Consider the following 20,150-nt stretch of genomic DNA (forward strand, 5'->3'; position numbering starts at 1 on the left):
TGTGGGTTTTTTTCAGCTTTTGGAAGCAAAATCAGGCAGCCATTGCAGGAAAACTGTATCACTTGTATAATAACAATAATGCTGGGTTATATTAGTACAGTTAGAAAGAATGGTGATCGAAGTGGCTACCAAACATGAACAGATCCTTGAACATATTGATTCCTTGCCTGTAGGGAGTAAGATTTCTGTCAGGGGAATTGCTAAGGCGTTAAATGTAAGCGAAGGAACTGCTTATCGGGCGATAAAAGAAGCGGAAAATCAAAATTTGGTGAGTACGATCGAACGCGTGGGAACGATAAGAATTGAAAAGAAGAAAAAAGAGAATATAGAAAAGCTGACTTTTGCTGAAATAACAAAGGTTGTCGATGGCCAGGTGCTGGGCGGCCGTGAAGGACTGCATAAAACCCTGAATAAATTCGTTGTTGGGGCAATGAAACTTGAAGCTATGATGCGGTACACAGAAGCAGGATCTCTCCTCATTGTCGGTAACCGTACAAATGCTCATGAGCTGGCTGTTAAAGAAGGGGCCGCTGTACTTGTAACAGGTGGATTTGACACAACAGAAACAGTCAAGAAATTAGCGGATGAAAAGAAACTTCCTGTTATCTCTACTAGTTATGATACGTTTACAGTAGCAACGATGATAAACAGGGCCATTTATGATCAGCTGATTAAGAAGGAAATAGTGGTCGTGGATGACATTTATACTTCTTTTGAAAAGTCTATTTACTTAAATGTCGAAGATCAAATCACAAGATGGTACCAGCTGAATGAACAGACTCAACATAGCCGGTTTCCTGTCGTAGATAATAAAAACAGGGTCGTTGGAATCGTAACCTCAAAAGATGTTATTAATAAAGATTCTTCTCTTGCGATAGAGAAGGTTATGACGAAAAATCCTATGACTGTTCAAGTGACGACGTCTTTGACGAATGCAGCTCATGTTATGGTATGGGAAGGAATAGAGCTGATGCCGGTGGTGGATCAGTCCCACAAACTTCAAGGGATAGTTTCCAGACAGGACGTTCTTAAAGCGCTGCAAAATTTACAAAGGCAGCCTCAGATTGGGGAGACGATCGAAGATTTAGTGTCCAGCCAGCTCGAAGTAAATGAGGATGAGGGAGTTTTTACTCTTAAAACAACCGTCACACCACAAATGACAAATCAATTAGGAACCCTTTCATATGGTGTATTTACTACGTTAATTACGGAGGCTTCAAGCCGGCTGCTGAGCAGACATAAAAAGGGAAACCTAGTTGTTGAAAATATCTCTGTACTGTTTATTAAACCAGTGCAACTGGAAAGCTACATCGAGATTAAGCCAGAGCTGCTTGAGATCGGTCGTAAATTTGCTAAAGTAGAAGTAGGGGTTTATCACAATAAGTCGATTGTTGGTAAGGCACTCCTCATGGCCCAGCTTATTGACCGATAAAAAAAGTCGCTGCAGGGAAGCGACTTTTTTCGTACGTACATATTAACTTTTCGACAGGCGTTTTTGATATTCATTCCGATAGTGGTTAGTGGCTTTAATGCCATAACGAAACTGCAATACACCTAAAATAAGAAAAAGGATGCCGATAAATAGAGACAGGCGTGTTTCATAAAAAAGATATTGGTTAATGCCGAAGAAAAATATGAAAACACCCATAAATATTTTAGATCGGCTGTTTAAATACTCCTGTTCAAGCGGATCCTTCGTTTTCCATACCATCACTTTATAATAAAGATAAAGCACGAATGAAATGAGAATAATTATAGGGAAGATAACCAACAACATCGACTCCTGATTTTAAATTTATTCCGATGTTAATTGTAGCTTGTTTTATTCTCTATGGCTACCAGTAAATCAAAAGATATGGGATAATGAGCAAAGGAAAATTGGAAAGAGGGATTATATGGAAGTTAAAAAACAAATTATGGAAGCCTTTCAAACATTCAATACAATTATCGTACACCGTCATGTAAGACCTGATCCCGATGCGTACGGATCGCAGGGTGGTCTTGCTGAACTATTGAAAGAGAGCTTTCCAAATAAAAAAATTTACGTTACCGGTGAAGAAGAGCCTTCTTTAAATTTCATGGCCAGAATGGATGAAGTTTCTGATGAAGATTATAATGAAGCGCTGGTAGTAGTTTGTGATACAGCCAATCAGGCCCGGATAGATGATCAAAGATACAATTACGGGAAAATGCTTGTTAAAATCGATCATCATCCTAACGTAGACGAGTATGGGGATATCAACTGGGTTGATACTTCCGCAAGTTCGACTAGTGAAATGATTTTTCAGTTGTTTAAATACAGTGAGAACCTGAAAATAAATGATGAAGCTGCCCGGCTGATTTACGCAGGAATTGTCGGAGATACTGGCCGTTTCTTATTCCCTAGTACGACAACAGAGACATTTGAAGCTGCTGCTGAGCTAGTAAAATATAATTTTGACCGCTCAAAAATGTATAACAATATGTACAGCACCCCTATAAATGTAGCTAAATTAAAGGGGTACGTGCTCCAGAACTTTACGGTTCATCCCGAAGGATACAGTACAGTAAGGCTAACTAAAGAGATTCTTAAAGAGTTCCGGGTTACAGCTTCTGAAACGAGTGCCCTTGTCGGGTTGTTGGGGGACATGGACGGAATACTGGCTTGGGCGTACTTTATTGAAGAAGAAGACCAGATTCGGGTTCGGCTGCGTTCTAAAGGACCTGTTATTAATGGGATTGCTGCTGAGCATAACGGTGGCGGCCATCCAATGGCTGCAGGAGCCTCTGCTGAATCCTGGGAGGAAACAGAGATGGTTGAGCAGAAGCTGAAAAACGTCTGCCTCGAATTTAAGAAAGAATAACAAAAAGAGAGTTTTCGGTTTATCCGAATAACTCTCTTAGTTTTCTATAGATATTTTTAGTTTTAAATCAACACGGTTGGCTATGATCAGCTGAGTAACTTCCAACTTATAGGTGAAGCCTTCTATGACAAATGGTTTTCCTTCAATGGCTGAAAGAATGAGCTCGCTATGATCCGCTATTTCTTCTATACTTTCGCCATTTATGGATTCAAGCTGTTTTCTAACCATGAAAGATAATTCGTGCTGTGTCAGCTTGTCTATCTGTAAAGCTTTTGTATTAGTGAAAGATGGGGAGATCTCTTGGATGGTGAGGGCTTCACTTCTTTGTTCATCTGCTTCCTTTTCTGCATTCATAAGATTGTCATACTTTGTCTCAAGCTCATTAAGCTCTGTTGACAGCTCAATGTTCTCTTCTTCAAGGTGTTCATGAAGCTGGTCATTAATGAACATAAAAAATATATAGCCTGTAATCACCCCAAGAGCGCAGCCGGCAAAAAAGCGCCGCCACTCTTTATTGCGTAATTGTGGAGGGAGATACAATTAAACAACCTCCTCACCCACCAGCAGCTCGAAAATAAACAGTGCTGTCTGCACACCGCCCATTGCTGCTACTATAATCATAATTTGTTTAAAAAGGTCAAAGGTAGAGCCTTCAAATATTCCTTTTTCAAAATTGCTGATGGCGTCAAAAGTTCCTCCAATGGCGGCTACGATCGCCCATATCCTTAACCCTTTTGCAATTCTGTGCATAGAAGTAAACGGAGCCTCACCAGTTAGAAAGCTGCCGATACTTCCTATCAACGTCCCTCCCATAATGACTCCAAAGGCAATGAAAAAGCATTGAATCATTGAAATGACGAGTCTCTCTTCCATAATAACAACCTCTTTCATGTATGACGTCCCCTATTGGTACAAGCTATTCTTTAAGATAAATATATATGCAAGACACTTTCTTAAGAGACTGAAAATCCATATAATTAATATAGAAAAGAGGTGTTCGGATTGTCCTTAACTCACTTACAGTTACACAGCGGCTATAGTCTCATGAATAGTACCATTCAAATACCTGCTCTTATACAGCAGGCAAAAAAGCTTGGCTTTTCATCTCTTGCTTTAACGGATCACCACGTGTTAAGCGGTGCTGTCCTTTTTTATAAAGCATGTAAGGAAGCTGGAATAAAGCCATTGATCGGAATGACAGCAGACATTAACTATAGAAGTGAATCTTTTCCGGTTGTTCTTCTTGCTAAGAACAATAAGGGATATCAGTCTCTTCTTGACAACAGTACTGAAATCCAAACTCATAAGGACGGCTTAAGTCTTGAGAACATAAGGACAGAAGGACTGGCTGCCGTAATTCCAGTTGGTGATACTTCCTGGGGATCTTCTATTTTAAATGAAAACTTTGAGAGGGTGGAAGATGAGGTTGAAGACTGGCTCCGTACTTTTGAAGATTTCTATATTGGAGTTAAAGATTACGGAATGCGTGTAGAACGGCCAATGCATAAATCTTTAAAGCAGTGGACAAAGAAAAAGGGGATTTCTGCTGTTTATATAAATGATGTCCGTTACCTGGAGAAAGAAGATGCGGAAAGCTATCACTGTCTCCGAGCTATGGATGAAGGACGCGTCTTTCACGAGAAAGCCGTACAGGATAATCATCAATTCTTAAAATCTCCAGAATCAATGAAAGAATATTTTCAAGAAGTGTGGCCGGAAGTTTTGCAGACGAATGAGCAGCTTGCTGATTCTTGTCATGTAACCATACCTCTAGGCAGACAGTTATTGCCGGCATACCCCCTTCCTAACGATGTCAATGCAGATCAATACTTAGAAAAACTGTGCAGAAGGAAGATTGACAGTAAATACGGTTCTGAACTTTTAAAGGTAGCAGAGAAACGTCTGGAGCATGAGCTTCAAGTGATTTCAAAAATGGGTTTTAGTGATTATTTCTTAATCGTTTGGGATTTTATAGACTATGCGAGAAAACAGGGGATAGAAGCAGGTCCGGGAAGAGGGTCTGCTGCAGGATCACTGGTCAGTTATTTGCTGGGGATTACCCAGGTAGACCCGCTTAAGTATGATTTATTATTTGAAAGATTTCTAAACCCTGAACGGATATCAATGCCGGATATTGATATCGACTTTCCTGACGACCGCCGGGATGAAGTTATTGAATATGTAGCGCGAAAGTATGGGGAAAACCATGTGGCGCAAATATGTACATTTGGCACATTTGCTACGAGAAGTGTACTGAGAGAGGTATTTAAAGCAATGGACATAGATTCTGATGATGTGACATTCATTTTAAAACAAATACCGACTGCTGGTTCGCGTTCTTTGAAAAGAGCATTACAGGATTCGGAAATCTTAAATGATTATGTCCGCTCCTCAGAAAAGCTGAAAAAAGCGTTTCAGATTGCCCATAAACTTGAAGGGCTTCCAAGACATGTTTCAACACATGCGGCTGGCGTGGTGATTAGTGATAAGGCATTAACAAATTATACACCGCTCATGGAAGGGCAGGAAAATGTCAGACTGACCCAAATGGCGATGGGAGATCTAGAAGCCATTGGCTTGCTGAAAATGGATTTCTTAGGGCTGAGGAATTTAACCCTGCTTAGAAAGCTGAAAGAAAAGATCAATAAATACAAAAACAGTGATTTTAAATATGAAGCCTTGAATCTGGATGACCCTGTCACTCTTCAGCTGTTAAGACGTGGCCAGACGAACGGAATCTTTCAACTGGAGTCCCAGGGGATGAGAAATGTCCTGAAAAATTTAAAACCGACACATTTTGAAGATATCGTAGCTGTTAATGCCCTTTATCGCCCAGGTCCTATGGAATATATTCCGAATTATATTAACAGAAAACATAATCACGAAGAAGTCGAATATCCACACCCGGATCTTGAACCTATTTTAAATAAAACCTATGGTGTCCTTATTTATCAAGAACAGATCATGCAGGTTGCGCAGAAAATCAGTGGTTACTCCTTAGGTGAAGCCGACCTTTTAAGAAGAGCTGTCAGTAAAAAGCAGCAAAGTGTTTTAGAAAAACAAAAAGAGCACTTTATTGAAGGGGCAAGGAAAAATGGGTATGAAATGTATGTGGCTGAAACCGTATTTGAGTGGATTGTGCGTTTTGCGAACTATGGATTTAACCGGAGCCATGCTGTGGCTTACAGCGTGATATCCTATCATTTGGCTTATGTGAAGGCTCATTATCCTGCCCTTTTTATTGCAGAATTAATTAATTCCACAATGGGAGATCATGATAAGCTCGCCGCTTATATAAGGGAAGCGAGAGAATTTAATGTTAGAGTGAAAGGACCTTCGGTTAATAAGAGTTTTGCTTATGCCATTGATGAGCAGGGAGCAATCAGAATTGGCCTTCTATCTATTAAGGGAGTAGGTTTTCAAGCGGTTCATGAAATTATAGAGGAACGGAAGAAAGGGCGGTTTAAGCATTTAAACGATTTCTGCCTCCGCCTTCCTACCCAGCACATTTCTCGAGGGGTGATTGAATCTTTAATTATGGCGGGAGCATTTGATGAGCTTCAGCAGAATCGGGCCGGTCTCTTAGCAAGTGTGGATCAGGCACTGGAACAAGGGGAGCTTTTTAAAGAGTTTCAGGACCAACCGGGATTATTCGAGCATGATTTCAGTATGGAAGAGCCTGCAGCGCAGATGGAACCGTTTCCTGTTTTGAAGAAGCTTGCAATGGAAAAGGACATTCTCGGTACCTATCTCTCTGAGCACCCCCTTGAGAACCAGCGCAGTCTTCTGGCAGAAAAAGGGTTTGTCGACCTTCTTCACAGCAAAGAGCCGAGCAGAGAAAAAGCAGTAAAAACGGCAGCCGTTATAGAAAAGATAAAAGAAATTCGAACGAAACGCGGAGACCCAATGTCCTTCTTAACGATTAGTGATGAAACAGAAGAAATGGAAGCCGTCCTATTCCCAGATGTTCATCGGGAAGCCAGAAAGTGGCTTGATGAGAAAACACTTGTCCTTATTCATGGAAAGGTAGAGAAAAGAAACGGGAAGGTGCAATGGATAATTAACCGAATCTCTCCATATGAGGAGATTGAAGGTGAGATAGAGAATAAAAGAAGACTTTTTATAAAAGTAGCGCGTAATCAAGAGGAGGACTCCATTGCAAGACTAAGAAAGATTTCAGCCTATTTCCCGGGTAATATACCTGTAATCATTTTTATTTCTGAAGAGAGGAAAACCTATCAGCTTGACTCTTCCTATTCTTTATCAGCAAACGGCCACTGTTTAAAAAAACTGTATGAATTCTTTGGTGAGTCTTCCGTTGTTCTAAAGTCTTTTAAAGATTAGAATATTGTAATTAAAAAAACTAAGTCCAGTCTTTTGATCGCCTTTACACATAGAATTCATCTGTTATAATTAAGAAGTTAAATGGTGGTCAGACCACTGAAAACGGCCTATTTTTATAGTTTTAAAGGAGCGTGTACTTGTGTCAAATTTGCGTGATGAAGCCCTTCATATCCACCGTGCCAATAAAGGTAAACTAGAAACTGTATCTAAAGTTCCTGTAAGAAACGCCAGGGATTTAAGTTTAGCTTATTCCCCGGGAGTAGCAGAGCCCTGCAAGGAAATTTATGATCATAAAGAAACGGTTTATGATTATACGATGAAAGGGAATATGGTAGCTGTTGTAAGTAATGGTTCTGCTGTTTTGGGACTCGGTAATATTGGAGCAGAAGCCTCACTTCCAGTAATGGAAGGAAAAGCTGCCTTATTTAAAAGTTTTGCAGGAGTAGATGCATTTCCAATCTGCTTAAACACAAGCAGCAACGATGAAATCGTCCAGACAGTTAAGCTGATGGAACCTACTTTCGGCGGTGTGAATTTAGAAGATATTGCCGCACCAAACTGCTTCATCATCGAAGAACGGCTTAAGAAAGAAACAAACATACCTATATTCCATGACGATCAGCACGGAACTGCCATCGTTACTCTAGCTGGATTAGTAAACGCTCTCAAAATTACCGGAAAGTCTTTCTCAGAAATAAAAGTGGTAGCCAATGGGGCAGGCGCAGCCGGTATCGCCATTATCAAACTGCTTTATCATTTTGGAGTCCGCGACATTATTATGTGTGATTCTAAAGGAGCCATTTATGAAGGTCGTCCGGCGGGAATGAATGATGTTAAAGATGAAGTTGCAAAAATCACCAATAAGGACAAGCAGGCAGGAAATCTGGAAGAAGTAATGGAAGGCGCTGATGTATTTATCGGTGTATCTGTTGGCGGAGCACTTTCTAAAGAAATGGTTGCAAGAATGAACGAAGATGCGATTATCTTTGCTATGGCGAACCCAGAACCGGAAATTATGCCAGAAGATGCAAAGGAAGCCGGTGCCCGGGTAATCGGAACCGGACGTTCGGACTTTCCTAACCAGGTTAATAATGTTCTAGCCTTTCCTGGTATCTTCCGTGGAGCCCTGGATGTCCGCGCGACCCGAATTAATGAAAAAATGAAAATTGCGGCTGTTGAGGCTATTGCAGAGCTTGTCAGTGAAGAAGAGTTAACAGAGGACTACGTAATTCCAGCTCCTTTTGACCCAAGAGTGGCCCCTGCCGTAGCAGCGAGTGTAGCGAAGGCTGCTATGGAATCTGGCGTGGCCAGACACCATGTCGATCCTGAAGAGATTGCAGAAAAAACGAGACAGCTTACATTAATCGATGAATGAGTAAACTTGGAGAAAAGCCGATTTTAGGCTTTTCTCTTTCGTGTTCGAAAAAGGAGGTTCCTTTATTTGACCAATCCTTTTAAAGAAAAAGTTTTCGAAGGGGTTTTAGAGCAGATTAAAGCTTTTATAGATAGTGAACAGCTAAAAGCTGGAGATAAGCTGCCATCTGAGAGGATGTTAAGTGAGCAGCTGCAGGTTGGCCGCTCTTCAATCAGGGAAGCTCTTCGTGCTTTGGAACTCCTTGGATTAATTGAAACGAGACGTGGCGAAGGAACTTATATGAGTGCTTACCGTCCGTATCATATGGTTGAACTTTTATCAAAATTTATATTAAATGATACAAGAACGAGGGAAGAATTAATAGCTGCTAAAGAAATGCTGGAAAAAGAAGCTTTATTTTTAACAGCAGGTGAACTTACAAAGAATCAATTAGAAGAATTAAGACAACTTATAAGTGTAGACAAGCCTGGACAGAATCATGAAAAACTGTTTACTTATTTGTTTAACCGATGCAATCATCCCTTATTATTATCTATGTGGCAATTAGTCTGCGGTTTCGCATCAACCGTTCATGAACTGGCTTATCCTGATGATTGGTACAGGAAAATATATCAAGCTGTACAGCAGAAAAACAAAAATAAAATTATTGATGTTTACGAAGATCTGGCATCTCTAGACTAATTATGAAAGCTACGACATATTTCAACATAAAATGTTGTTCATTATATATATGATAATCTAGTAGAAAGCCTTGTTTAAAGGAGGAATCACCTTGCTTAGAGACTTTTTCAGCAAGAAAAAACGTTATACTTCGATACCTAGAAAAGAAGCAAAGCAAGATGTACCAGAAGGGCTCATGCAAAAATGCCCAAGCTGTCAAAAAATCTTTTACCGTAAAGAACTTTATCGTAATATGAACGTCTGTCCACATTGCGATCATCACCATAAATTAACTGCCTATGAGCGCATCGATTATCTATTTGACGAAAACTCTTTTGAAGAATGGGATGTGCAGATGGTTTCAGCGAACCCGCTTGATTTTCCTGATTATGAGGAAAAACTGGAAAAGGACCGTCATAAATCAGGATTAAATGAAGCTGTAGTAACAGGGAAAGCTTCAATTAATGGGATGCAAACAGCGGTGGCTGTAATGGACGCCCGCTTTAGAATGGGAAGCATGGGCTCTGTTGTGGGAGAGAAGATTACGAATGCCATAGAAAACGCCAGAAAAGAAAACATACCTTTTATTATATTTACTGCTTCAGGTGGAGCAAGGATGCAGGAAGGTGTACTCAGCTTAATGCAGATGGGGAAAACATCCATTGCATTAAAACGTCTTAGTGACAGCGGCGGGTTGTTCATCTCTGTAATGACTCACCCAACGACTGGAGGAGTTTCTGCCAGTTTTGCCTCTGTTGGTGATTACAATTTTGCCGAACCTGGTGCGCTGATCGGCTTTGCCGGGCGCCGTATTATTGAGCAGACCATCCGGGAGAAGCTGCCGGATGACTTCCAGACAGCAGAATTTCTTCTTCATCATGGACAAATTGATCGTGTTGTCCACCGACATGAAATGAAAGAAACTCTCTCTACCGTGTTAGATATACACCAAGGAAAGGAGGCAGCAAAGTGAAGCACATATTGGACTTTGAAAAGCCGGTAATTGAGCTTAGAGAGAAAATCACTGAATTGAAGCGGTTAACGGCTGAAAGTGAAATGGACTTGACTGAAGAAATATCTACGCTCGAAAAACGACTGGAAAAGCTGGAAGCCGATGTATATGACCGAATGAAGCCGTGGGATCGAGTGCAAATGGCTCGCCACCCAGAAAGGCCGACAACTCTCGATTATATTGAGCAGTTGTTTACTGATTTTTTAGAGCTTCATGGAGATCGCCTTTATGGTGACGATGAAGCAATCGTATCGGGAATTGCCAAATTTAACGGGACACCCGTGACGGTTATTGGCCATCAGAGGGGAAAAGATACGAAAGAAAATATTAAGCGGAACTTTGGAATGCCTCACCCTGAAGGATATCGTAAAGCTCTTCGTTTGATGAAGCAGGCCGATAAGTTTAACCGTCCTATCATTACTTTTATCGATACAAAGGGTGCCTATCCGGGTAAAGCAGCTGAAGAACGTGGTCAAAGTGAAGCAATTGCCCGAAACCTTGTGGAAATGAGCGGATTTTCCGTACCTATTATTTGTATTGTAATTGGTGAAGGCGGCAGCGGCGGGGCGCTGGGTCTTGGCATTGGTGACCGTATCTTCATGCTGGAAAATTCCACTTATTCTGTGATATCTCCCGAGGGGGCTGCCGCTCTGCTGTGGAAGGATTCCAACTTAGCGCAAAGAGCTGCAGAAACGATGAAAATTACTGCTAATGATCTAAAAGAGCTGAATGTCATAGATGAGGTCATCTCGGAAATTCGGGGCGGGGCTCACCGCAATATTGAAGAACAGGCCAAGCGAATAGGAAAATATATTGACTCTTCTTTACAAGAACTTTTACAAAAACCGAAAAACCAATTAATGGATGAACGCTTTGAAAAGTATAAAATGATTGGCGATTATCAACAACTTGATATATAATAGGACACGGATTTTAGAATCGTCCAAGATTGCAAATGTCGCACTGGCTTGTGCGGCTTTTGTCATTTTATCACGCTGTTTCCGCTTTCATGAAAGGGTTAAAGTTTGATTTAACCTGCAATTGGGCACACAGTTAAAAAGTATAACTTTTGAGGTGAAGGTAATGAAGAAGATTGGAGTTTTAACTAGTGGAGGAGATGCGCCTGGTATGAATGCAGCTATTCGTGCTGTCGTTCGTAAGGCTATTTATCATAATCTTGAAGTTTATGGGATTAAGCATGGCTATCAGGGGCTTATGGAAGGATCTATTGAGAAATTGGAACTGGGTTCTGTCGGTGATATCATTCAACGCGGCGGCACAATGCTCTATTCTGCGCGTTCTGAAGAATTTAAAACAGAAGAAGGCCAGCGTAAAGGGATTGAACAGTTGAAGAAGCATGGCATTGAAGGGCTGATCGTTATCGGAGGAGATGGAACTTTCCGAGGCGCTAAGAAACTGACGGAGCAGGGTTATCCATGTATCGGAGTACCGGGTACGATCGATAACGATATTCCTGGGACAGATTTTACAATTGGATTTGATACAGCGTTAAATACGATCATTGATGCGATTGATAAAATTCGTGACACTGCTACTTCCCACGAAAGAACTTACGTAATTGAAGTAATGGGAAGAGACGCAGGAGACCTGGCGCTGTGGTCAGGACTTGCGGATGGCGCTGAAAGTATTATTATTCCTGAAATGGATGACGAATTTGATGAAGTCATCGAGCGGCTGAAACGTGGTCACGAACGCGGGAAAAAGCACAGCATTATTGTGGTAGCTGAAGGTGTGACGTCTGGCCATAAGCTCAGCCGCAGAGTTGAAGAAGCCACTGAACTTGAAACTAGGGTTACTGTATTGGGACATACTCAGCGCGGCGGTTCTCCAACCGCAAGCGATCGCGTACTTGCAAGCCGTCTAGGCGCATATGCAGTAGACTTAATCATGAGTGGCAAAGCTGGCATTATGGTCGGTATAGAAAATAACCAGCTAGTCAATCATGATATTTTAGAAGTATTAAACCGCGAACACAAAGTTGATCTTGAGATGTATCAGCTTTCTAAAGAATTATCTATTTAATAGAGGATTGGCTTTTGAGGAGGAAATATAATGATTAGAAAAACTAAAATTGTGAGCACGATTGGACCAGCTTCAGAATCTACTGAAATGCTGAAAAAGCTTATTGATGCAGGTATGAACGTAGCTCGTTTAAACTTTTCCCATGGCGATTTTGAGGAGCACGGAGCACGTATTAAAAATATCCGTGAAGCAGCTTCTGCAGCAGGGAAAACAGTAGCTATTCTACTGGATACAAAAGGCCCTGAAATTAGAACAGGTCAACTTAAAAACGGAGAAGCTTATTTAGAAAAAGGTAAGTATGTTTATGTCACAATGGATCAGATTCAAGGAGACGAAGAAAGATTTTCTGTAACTTATCCTGGTCTTATCAATGATGTACACCCTGGCTCTAAAATCCTTTTAGATGATGGACTTGTTGAGCTTCAAGTAGAAGAAATTATTAAAGAACAGAACGAAATTAAGGCACAGATTTTAAACAACGGCCTTTTGAAAAACAAAAAAGGTGTTAATGTTCCAAATGTAAGTGTAAACCTTCCTGGTATCACCGAAAAAGATGCAAAGGATATCGAATTTGGAATTGAGCAGGACGTTGACTTTATTGCAGCTTCCTTTGTACGTCGTGCTTCTGATGTTCTCGAAATTAAAGAACTTCTTGAAAAGCATAATGCCGGTCACATCCAGATCATTCCTAAGATTGAAAATCAGGAAGGTGTCGACAATATTGATGAGATCCTGGAAATCAGTGACGGACTTATGGTCGCGCGTGGTGACTTAGGTGTAGAAATTCCTCCTGAAGATGTACCACTTGTACAAAAAGCGCTGATTAAAAAGTGTAACCGTGCAGGTAAACCTGTTATTACGGCAACTCAAATGCTGGATTCTATGCAGCGCAACCCTAGACCCACACGTGCGGAAGCCTCAGACGTTGCCAATGCGATTTTTGATGGTACTGACGCCATTATGTTATCCGGGGAAACAGCAGCAGGAGACTATCCTTTAGAAGCTGTAGAAACGATGAGCAATATTGCAACTAAGACAGAAACAGGACTGAACTATCAGGCGATCTTAAGTGAGCGCTCTAAACATAGTGATATGACGATAACTGATGCAATTAGTCAGTCTGTAACTCATACAGCGATCAACCTGCAAGTGAATGCCGTAATTACACCAACAGAAAGCGGCCATACAGCACGAATGATTTCGAAATATCGTCCACAGGCTCCAATTGTTGCGATTACTTCTAACGAGCGGGTAAACCGTCTGCTGTCTCTCGTATGGGGCGTATATGCAGTAATGGGGCCCAAATCCCAATCTACTGATGATATGCTTGATGTAGCGGTAGACCAGGGGATTGCTTCTGGAGTAGTAGAACGTGGAGACCGCGTGATCATTACGGGCGGAGTTCCTGTTGGAGAAAGTGGAAATACAAACCTAATGAAAGTACACGTTATCGGAGATGTACTTTTAAAAGGACAGGGCGTTGGAAGAAAAACAGCCTACGGACGCGCTGTAGTAGCTAAAGATGCAGAAGATGCAATTAATCGAGTTGAAGATGGGAACATTCTGATTACCTATGGTACAGATCGTGATATGATACCGGCCATAGAGAAAGCCGGCGGTATCATTACACAGGAAGGCGGCTTGACTTCCCATGCGGCAGTCGTAGGTCTAAGTTTGGGCATCCCTGTAATCGTCGGTGTGGAAGAAGCTCTTACGACGATTAAAGATGGAATGGATATCACTCTTGATAGTACACGAGGAGATATTTATGAAGGACATGCGAGCGTCCTGTAACCATAGTTAATCTAAAATCCTTCAGAGAAATTAAAGCTCTGAAGGATTTTTTAACTTGAAAAGCCTCTTTTTTGGAGATTAGCACTTGTTTCTTTTATAATAGAAGAAACAAGAGTGAAAGGAAGTTATCTTATGTTCCGCTGGTTATTTCTTTTAATCTTAATTGTACCAGCTATAGAAATAGGCATTCTATTATGGGCAGGAAGTCAAATTGGCCCATTGTGGGTTGTTTTAATAATTATTTCCACTGGTGTTATCGGTGCCTGGCTGGCGAAACAGCAGGGAATCGAAACGATACGAAAAATTCAGGAAGCTACGGCCAGAGGAGAAGTGCCGGGTGAAGCTTTACTTGATGGTGCGTGTGTATTAGTAGGAGGAGTTGTTCTGCTGGCTCCCGGTTTTGTGACAGATACGGTTGGTTTTCTTCTGCTTATACCTTCTACAAGACGTCCTTTAAAAGAAGGCATTCGTAAACTGATTACAAGGTTATCCAACAAGAACACAATTACTATCTATCGCAGATAGCAAAAAAGCTGCCGATTTCCCGGCAGCTTTTTTCTGTGGAATAAACCTCATCTCGTTTCTCTTCTTACCTCTGGCTCTATCTCCGGGGGATTTATCCATTTTCCTTGTTCTCACTTATTAGGAATAAGCGGTTACGTTTACAACAGTAGGAGAAAAGCGGCTGGGAAATAGCTCGCTTTCCGCGGGGAGCCGGTGCTTGTTGCACTCGCGGATCTCACCCTGACTCTTTTCCCGACAGGAGTCTCGTCAGTTCCCAGCCTCTTTACCATTAGTCGTATAAACGGAAAGCTGTAATTTCAATAAGGAAATAGTCTTTTCTTACTCAGTGTTCCGTTACTATAAAAACTTAAAGGGCCTGGGGAAACAGCGAGACTCCTATGGGAGGATAGAACAGGATGAGATCCCTGAAGGCTAACGTGGAAGCTTACCGTTCGCCCATGGAAAGCGAGCTGTTTCCCCGGCCCGGTTTTCTATATTATGGTTAACGGAACTCTCTTCGCGTTTAAGTGAGAATCAAAGAAGCCTCCTTAGAAGAGAAGAACAGGTGAGATCCCTGAAGGTTAAAAGCCCGAAGAAGCTCACCGATCGCCCATGGAAATGAGTCGTTTCCCCAGGCTCGGTTCTCTATATCATAGTAAACGGTGCCTCTTCCCGAATTTCTGTAAATTTCAAGGCAGTATTTATCTGTAAAATGTACCCTTCGATTTTAACCATTTTCTTCAGCTTTTTATAATATAAGCCCAAACGTGCTGACACAGCCCAGAAGAAATCACGGCCTTAGAAAAAGAGATGATCAGGGGCGAGATGATTAAGGCGTAACCTCCCCAAATTTGAAATCCTAAAAAAAGACCTGCCAGCAAGATAAGAGGATGTACCCCAAATTGGGAAGATAAAACCTTAGGTTCCACCAGCTGCCGGATAATCAGAATAATCATATATAAAAAAGCTAAAGGAATCGTTAATGTATAGTTTTCTGTAAAAAATAAATAGATAATCCAGGGAATGAAAATTACTCCTGTCCCCACATATGGTATTAAATCAAGCAGTCCGGCCGTGAGTGCAATAAGTAGTGGATGAGGGGCGCTTATTAAAGTCAAGCCGGTAAATACGAGAAAAATTGTAATCATCATAAGTATTATGTGTGCCTTTATCATCTGTAAAATGTTATGCTTAAAACTGTTGGATAATTGACTTATTCTTTCCATTGTCTGAACAGGCAGCTTAGCTGCCGTAAATCCTTTTATTTTATCCCAGTCCTTGCTAAGGAAGAAAGTTGCCATCAGACAGATACCAAAAGACATGAAAAAGTAAGGAAGATGGGTAAGCCCTTCGGTAAACAATTCAAGCAGCTGACGAAGCTGCTTCATTCCGGTATTAACCGCAGCCTGTTTAGTATTATCCATCGACTCATAAAATGTCTGCTTACCTTCAAGGCTTAAAGAACCTGCCCATGTATGAATATATCCGAAAATCCTGTCCAGCCATTCAATAATTTTGCTATAAATATTTTCAACAATTAATACATAAGAAGAGAAATCTTCATTTGAAAGGTTCTTGAAAAAATATATAGCTCTAGTTAGAAGAAGAGTAGTAAGACTAATTAGTAATAAGCTTATTGAACAAAGCAGAAGGATTATAGCCAGCGCTTTTGGCAGTTTGAAATGTGTATGAAGCCAGCGGATAGAAGGCTGCATGAGCCAGGCCATGATTACAGCCGCGACAAATGGGAAAAGGTAATTCCAGACGCTGAAAAGGATAGCAATGGATATGAAAAGAACACCAATTATTACAGCAAATCTCAGGATAATGTTCCTAGTAACCATGTTGAAATTTATGGCTCCTTTCTATGAAATATAGGAAAAATTGCTATAAATTGCTGGAAATTAACCGGTTTCAATTCACTTTCTAGTCAGAATACTTTATAATTGTCCGTGGGGAAAAAAATCCTAGTTAATAAATGAACATTAAGTAAAGCGTTTTCTCATTACTCAGGAGGGAATGTAGCATTATTTCAAAAGGAGAGATCTTATGGCGTCAACGAAAGGTTTAGAAGGTATTACAGCGACAGAATCTAAGATTAGTTCAATCATTGATGATAAGCTTACATATGTAGGTTATGACATTGATGATTTAGCCAACAACTCCAGTTTTGAAGAAGTAGTATATCTGCTTTGGAATCAAAAGCTTCCGACACAAACTGAACTGGATGGTCTTAAAGAAGAACTAAACAATAACATGGAACTGCCAAAAGAAGTTATTGATCATCTCAAATCTTATGATCTTTCAACTGTACACCCGATGGCTGCTTTAAGAACGACTATTTCTATGCTTGGACTATTCGACAGTGAAGCGGATGAAATGGATGAAGAAGCTAATAAACGTAAAGCTGTACGACTACAGGCGAAGATTTCAACAATAGTTACGGCTTTCTCCAGAATTAGAAAAGGTGAAGAACCTATTTCTCCAAAGAGCGGACTAAGCTTTGCCGCTAATTTCTTATATATGCTTAATGGCAAAGAGCCAGAAGACGTTGAAATTGAGGCTATTAATAAAGCGCTTGTCCTGCACGCAGACCATGAGCTGAATGCTTCAACTTTCACTGCACGCGTATGTGTAGCAACATTATCTGATGTATACTCAGGGGTTACAGCTGCTATCGGTGCCCTTAAAGGTCCTCTGCACGGCGGTGCAAACGAGCAGGTAATGGCGATGCTTAAGGAGATTGGCTCAGTGGAAAATGCCATCCCGGCTATCGAGAAGAAACTAGAGAATAAAGAGAAAATCATGGGTATGGGACACCGTGTTTATCGCAATGGAGATCCACGTGCAAAACACCTTAAGGAAATGTCTCGTGAATTGACTGAGCTGACAGGGCATTCCAAGTACTATGAAATGTCTATTAAAATAGAAGACTATATTAAAGAAAATAAGGGTCTTCCAGCCAACGTAGACTTCTATTCTGCTTCTGTCTATCACAGCCTTGGTATTGACCATGATTTATTTACACCTATCTTTGCAGTAAGCCGTGTATCAGGATGGCTCGCTCATATACTTGAGCAGTATTCAGATAATCGCTTAATTCGTCCACGTGCAGAATATGTGGGGCCTAAAGGACAGAAATATACACCTATAGAAGATCGATAAGCTTGTAGAAAGCATTATCTTTTCTCACTTTTTATTCTCGTTAATATAACGTATGATAGTAGGGGAGGATTTATCCCACTATCATATGTGCAATAAATTTAGGAGGGTTCATTTTGACACAATCACAGAAAATCACAGTAGATCAAAGCGGAAATTTGGAAACACCAAATCGACCTATTATTCCTTACATCGAAGGCGATGGCATCGGACCTGACATTTGGGCTGCAGCGAGTCGTGTTATTGAAGCAGCAGTAGACAAAGCTTACAATGGTGAAAAATCGATCGAATGGAAAGAAGTTTTAGCTGGCCAGAAAGCTTATGACAATAAAGGCGAGTGGCTGCCTGCTGAAACTCTAGATACTATTCGTGAATATAAAATTGCTATTAAAGGGCCTTTAACTACACCAATCGGCGGAGGAATTCGTTCTCTTAACGTTGCTCTTCGTCAGGAACTTGATCTGTTCACTTGCCTGCGTCCGGTTCGTTACTTTGAAGGAGTACCTTCTCCAGTAAAACGTCCGGAAGACACAGATATGGTTATTTTCCGTGAAAATACAGAAGATATCTATGCTGGTATCGAATGGCAGAAAGGTACACCTGAAGTTAAAAAAGTTATCGAATTCCTGCAGAATGAAATGGGTGTACATAACATTCGCTTCCCTGAAACTTCTGGAATCGGTATCAAGCCGGTATCCGCAGAAGGTACAAAGCGTTTAGTGCGTGCGGCAATTGAATTTGCTCTAAATGAAGGCCGTAAGAATGTAACACTTGTGCATAAAGGGAACATTATGAAATTTACTGAAGGTTCATTTAAAGCATGGGGTTATGAAGTGGCTGAAGAGGAATACGGAGATAAAGTATTTACTTGGGCCGAGTATGACCGCATTGTAGAAAAAGAAGGAAAAGACGCAGCGAATGCTGCTCAGGACAAAGCGGAAGCAGAAGGTAAAATTATTGTGAAAGATGCCATTGCAGACATCTTCCTTCAGCAGATCCTTACACGTCCTAAAGAGTTTGATGTTGTAGCAACTATGAACCTAAACGGTGACTACATCTCTGATGCTCTAGCAGCACAAGTAGGAGGAATTGGTATTGCTCCAGGAGCAAATATCAATTACGAAACTGGACATGCTATTTTTGAAGCTACACACGGAACGGCTCCTAAATACGCTGGTCTAGATAAAGTGAACCCATCTTCCGTAATCCTTTCTGGTGTCCTTATGCTTGAACACCTTGGCTGGAGAGAAGCCGCTGAGCTGATTTCCAAGTCTATGGATGAGACAATTGGAAGCAAAACAGTCACTTACGACTTTGCCCGTATGATGGATGGTGCAACTGAAGTTAAATGTTCTGAGTTTGGTGACGCCCTTATTAAAAATATGGGATAAGAGAGGGGACCATTATGGCTATTCGAAGAAGCAAGATTTCAGTAATCGGAAGTGGCTTTACAGGAGCTACAACAGCTCTAATGCTGGCCCAGAAAGAGCTTGGAGATGTTGTGTTAGTAGATATTCCAGATATGGAAGATCCAACAAAAGGAAAAGCTCTTGATATGCTGGAAGCAAGTCCTGTCCAAGGATTTGACGCCAAAATTACCGGGACGGCCAACTATGAAGATACTGAAGGCTCTGACCTTGTAATTATCACTGCAGGCATTGCTCGCAAGCCGGGAATGAGCCGGGACGATCTTGTAAATACAAACTCTAAAATAATGAAGAATGTAACAAAAGAGATTGTAAAATACTCACCGGATTGCTATATCATTGTTCTCACAAATCCAGTGGACGCGATGACTTATTCTGTATTCCAGGAAGCAGGCCTTCCTAAAAACCGTGTAATCGGACAGTCAGGCGTTTTAGATACAGCCCGCTTCCGGACATTTGTAGCGGAAGAGCTGAATGTGTCTGTAAAAGATGTGACAGGCTTCGTACTAGGTGGTCATGGAGATGACATGGTACCACTGGTGCGCTACTCTTTTGCAGGAGGCATTCCTCTTGAAAAGCTCATACCTAAAGATCGTCTGGATGCAATCGTTAAGCGCGCCCGTACAGGCGGTGGTGAAATCGTAGGCCTGTTAGGGAATGGTAGTGCCTATTATGCCCCGGCGGCATCTTTAACTCAGATGGCTGAAGCTATCCTTAAAGACCAGCGCCGTATCCTTCCGGCTATAGCTTATCTGGAGGGTGAATATGGATATGACGGTATTTACCTTGGGGTACCAACGATTTTAGGCGGTAATGGAATTGAAGAAGTGATTGAACTGGAACTTACCGACGAAGAGAAACAGCAGCTTGATAAATCAGCTGACTCTGTTAAAAAAGTGTTAAATGTATTAAACTAAGTATAGAAGGATTCGGGGATGATTCCTCGAATCCTTTTTTAGCCTTATATGAAAACGCTTACTTACAGG

At 41.2% G+C, this 20,150-nt stretch carries 17 protein-coding genes; 13 read left to right on the plus strand and 4 right to left on the minus strand.

What is annotated here, in order from left to right; genetic code table 11:
* Window positions 1-121 precede the first annotated feature (121 nt).
* Entirely contained in the window at window positions 122-1,432 is a 1,311-nt protein-coding gene (locus tag B7E06_RS08705) for a DRTGG domain-containing protein (RefSeq protein ID WP_179134023.1), read from the plus strand.
* Between the two features lie 42 nt (window positions 1,433-1,474).
* On the opposite strand, the gene B7E06_RS08710 is transcribed toward B7E06_RS08705, so the two are convergent.
* Window positions 1,475-1,777 carry a YtpI family protein gene (locus B7E06_RS08710; protein WP_425432191.1) on the minus strand — a complete coding sequence of 101 codons (303 nt, stop codon included), beginning with the start codon at window positions 1,775-1,777 and terminating at the stop codon, window positions 1,475-1,477.
* 118 nt (window positions 1,778-1,895) lie between these two features.
* Between B7E06_RS08710 and B7E06_RS08715 the strand changes: the two genes are divergently transcribed.
* Window positions 1,896-2,843 (plus strand): DHH family phosphoesterase, encoded by a 948-nt coding sequence (locus tag B7E06_RS08715; protein ID WP_082233602.1) that lies wholly within the window; start codon window positions 1,896-1,898, stop codon window positions 2,841-2,843.
* 36 nt (window positions 2,844-2,879) lie between these two features.
* Here B7E06_RS08715 and ytrI read toward each other — a convergent pair whose 3' ends face one another.
* Both ytrI and ytrH read right to left on the minus strand, forming a co-directional pair.
* The gene (gene ytrI / locus B7E06_RS08720) at window positions 2,880-3,383 is read right to left on the minus strand and encodes a sporulation membrane protein YtrI (RefSeq protein ID WP_082233603.1); all 504 of its coding nucleotides are present in this window, start codon (window positions 3,381-3,383) and stop codon (window positions 2,880-2,882) included.
* A complete protein-coding gene (gene ytrH / locus B7E06_RS08725) occupies window positions 3,384-3,716 on the minus strand; it encodes a sporulation membrane protein YtrH (RefSeq protein ID WP_082235965.1) in 333 nt (110 codons plus the stop codon).
* Between the two features lie 129 nt (window positions 3,717-3,845).
* Between ytrH and dnaE the strand changes: the two genes are divergently transcribed.
* The 8 genes from dnaE to B7E06_RS08765 all read left to right on the plus strand — a co-directional run bounded on the left by dnaE (window position 3,846) and on the right by B7E06_RS08765 (window position 14,596).
* Window positions 3,846-7,187, plus strand: a complete 3,342-nt coding sequence (gene dnaE / locus B7E06_RS08730; protein ID WP_082233604.1) for a DNA polymerase III subunit alpha — start codon at window positions 3,846-3,848, stop codon at window positions 7,185-7,187.
* 139 nt (window positions 7,188-7,326) lie between these two features.
* Window positions 7,327-8,562 (plus strand): NADP-dependent malic enzyme, encoded by a 1,236-nt coding sequence (gene ystJ, locus B7E06_RS08735; protein ID WP_082233605.1) that lies wholly within the window; start codon window positions 7,327-7,329, stop codon window positions 8,560-8,562.
* Between the two features lie 66 nt (window positions 8,563-8,628).
* On the plus strand, window positions 8,629-9,243 hold the full coding sequence (locus B7E06_RS08740) for a FadR/GntR family transcriptional regulator (protein ID WP_082233606.1): 615 nt from the start codon (window positions 8,629-8,631) through the stop codon (window positions 9,241-9,243).
* A 91-nt stretch (window positions 9,244-9,334) separates the two neighbouring features.
* A complete protein-coding gene (gene accD, locus B7E06_RS08745) occupies window positions 9,335-10,195 on the plus strand; it encodes an acetyl-CoA carboxylase, carboxyltransferase subunit beta (protein ID WP_082233607.1) in 861 nt (286 codons plus the stop codon).
* The gene (accA, locus tag B7E06_RS08750; RefSeq protein WP_082233608.1) at window positions 10,192-11,154 is read left to right on the plus strand and encodes an acetyl-CoA carboxylase carboxyl transferase subunit alpha; all 963 of its coding nucleotides are present in this window, start codon (window positions 10,192-10,194) and stop codon (window positions 11,152-11,154) included. The genes accD and accA overlap by 4 nt, the downstream gene beginning before the upstream one ends.
* 163 nt (window positions 11,155-11,317) lie before the next feature.
* Window positions 11,318-12,277 (plus strand): 6-phosphofructokinase, encoded by a 960-nt coding sequence (gene pfkA / locus B7E06_RS08755; protein ID WP_082233609.1) that lies wholly within the window; start codon window positions 11,318-11,320, stop codon window positions 12,275-12,277.
* 33 nt (window positions 12,278-12,310) lie between these two features.
* Window positions 12,311-14,071, plus strand: a complete 1,761-nt coding sequence (gene pyk, locus B7E06_RS08760; protein ID WP_179134125.1) for a pyruvate kinase — start codon at window positions 12,311-12,313, stop codon at window positions 14,069-14,071.
* 132 nt (window positions 14,072-14,203) lie between these two features.
* Entirely contained in the window at window positions 14,204-14,596 is a 393-nt protein-coding gene (locus tag B7E06_RS08765) for an FxsA family protein (RefSeq protein WP_082233611.1), read from the plus strand.
* A gap of 719 nt (window positions 14,597-15,315) precedes the next feature.
* Here the strand turns inward: B7E06_RS08765 and ytvI are convergent.
* Window positions 15,316-16,419 (minus strand): sporulation integral membrane protein YtvI, encoded by a 1,104-nt coding sequence (ytvI, locus tag B7E06_RS08770; protein WP_082233612.1) that lies wholly within the window; start codon window positions 16,417-16,419, stop codon window positions 15,316-15,318.
* A 205-nt stretch (window positions 16,420-16,624) separates the two neighbouring features.
* On the opposite strand from ytvI, the gene citZ reads away from it, so the two are divergent.
* The 3 genes from citZ (at window position 16,625) to mdh (ending at window position 20,081) form a co-directional block, all read left to right on the plus strand.
* A complete protein-coding gene (citZ, locus tag B7E06_RS08775; RefSeq protein ID WP_082233613.1) occupies window positions 16,625-17,740 on the plus strand; it encodes a citrate synthase in 1,116 nt (371 codons plus the stop codon).
* A 113-nt stretch (window positions 17,741-17,853) separates the two neighbouring features.
* Window positions 17,854-19,128: an NADP-dependent isocitrate dehydrogenase gene (gene icd, locus B7E06_RS08780; protein ID WP_082233614.1), complete on the plus strand. Its 1,275-nt coding sequence runs from the start codon at window positions 17,854-17,856 to the stop codon at window positions 19,126-19,128.
* A gap of 14 nt (window positions 19,129-19,142) precedes the next feature.
* Window positions 19,143-20,081 carry a malate dehydrogenase gene (gene mdh, locus B7E06_RS08785; protein ID WP_082233615.1) on the plus strand — a complete coding sequence of 313 codons (939 nt, stop codon included), beginning with the start codon at window positions 19,143-19,145 and terminating at the stop codon, window positions 20,079-20,081.
* The last annotated feature ends 69 nt before the right edge of the window (window positions 20,082-20,150 follow it).

The sequence above is a fragment of the Halobacillus massiliensis genome, from assembly GCF_900166625.1.
GTDB lineage: Bacteria > Bacillota > Bacilli > Bacillales > Halobacillaceae > Halobacillus_A > Halobacillus_A massiliensis.

What these genes read in the sequence shown, in the direction of transcription:
- B7E06_RS08710 (WP_425432191.1), bottom strand. Translation starts at nt 1,777, where the DNA reads ATGTTGTTGGTTATCTTCCCTATAATTATTCTCATTTCATTCGTGCTT.
- B7E06_RS08715 (WP_082233602.1), top strand. Translation starts at nt 1,896, where the DNA reads ATGGAAGTTAAAAAACAAATTATGGAAGCCTTTCAAACATTCAATACA.
- ytrH (WP_082235965.1), bottom strand. Translation starts at nt 3,716, where the DNA reads ATGGAAGAGAGACTCGTCATTTCAATGATTCAATGCTTTTTCATTGCC.
- pfkA (WP_082233609.1), top strand. Translation starts at nt 11,318, where the DNA reads ATGAAGAAGATTGGAGTTTTAACTAGTGGAGGAGATGCGCCTGGTATG.
- B7E06_RS08765 (WP_082233611.1), top strand. Translation starts at nt 14,204, where the DNA reads ATGTTCCGCTGGTTATTTCTTTTAATCTTAATTGTACCAGCTATAGAA.
- ytvI (WP_082233612.1), bottom strand. Translation starts at nt 16,419, where the DNA reads ATGGTTACTAGGAACATTATCCTGAGATTTGCTGTAATAATTGGTGTT.
- citZ (WP_082233613.1), top strand. Translation starts at nt 16,625, where the DNA reads ATGGCGTCAACGAAAGGTTTAGAAGGTATTACAGCGACAGAATCTAAG.
- mdh (WP_082233615.1), top strand. Translation starts at nt 19,143, where the DNA reads ATGGCTATTCGAAGAAGCAAGATTTCAGTAATCGGAAGTGGCTTTACA.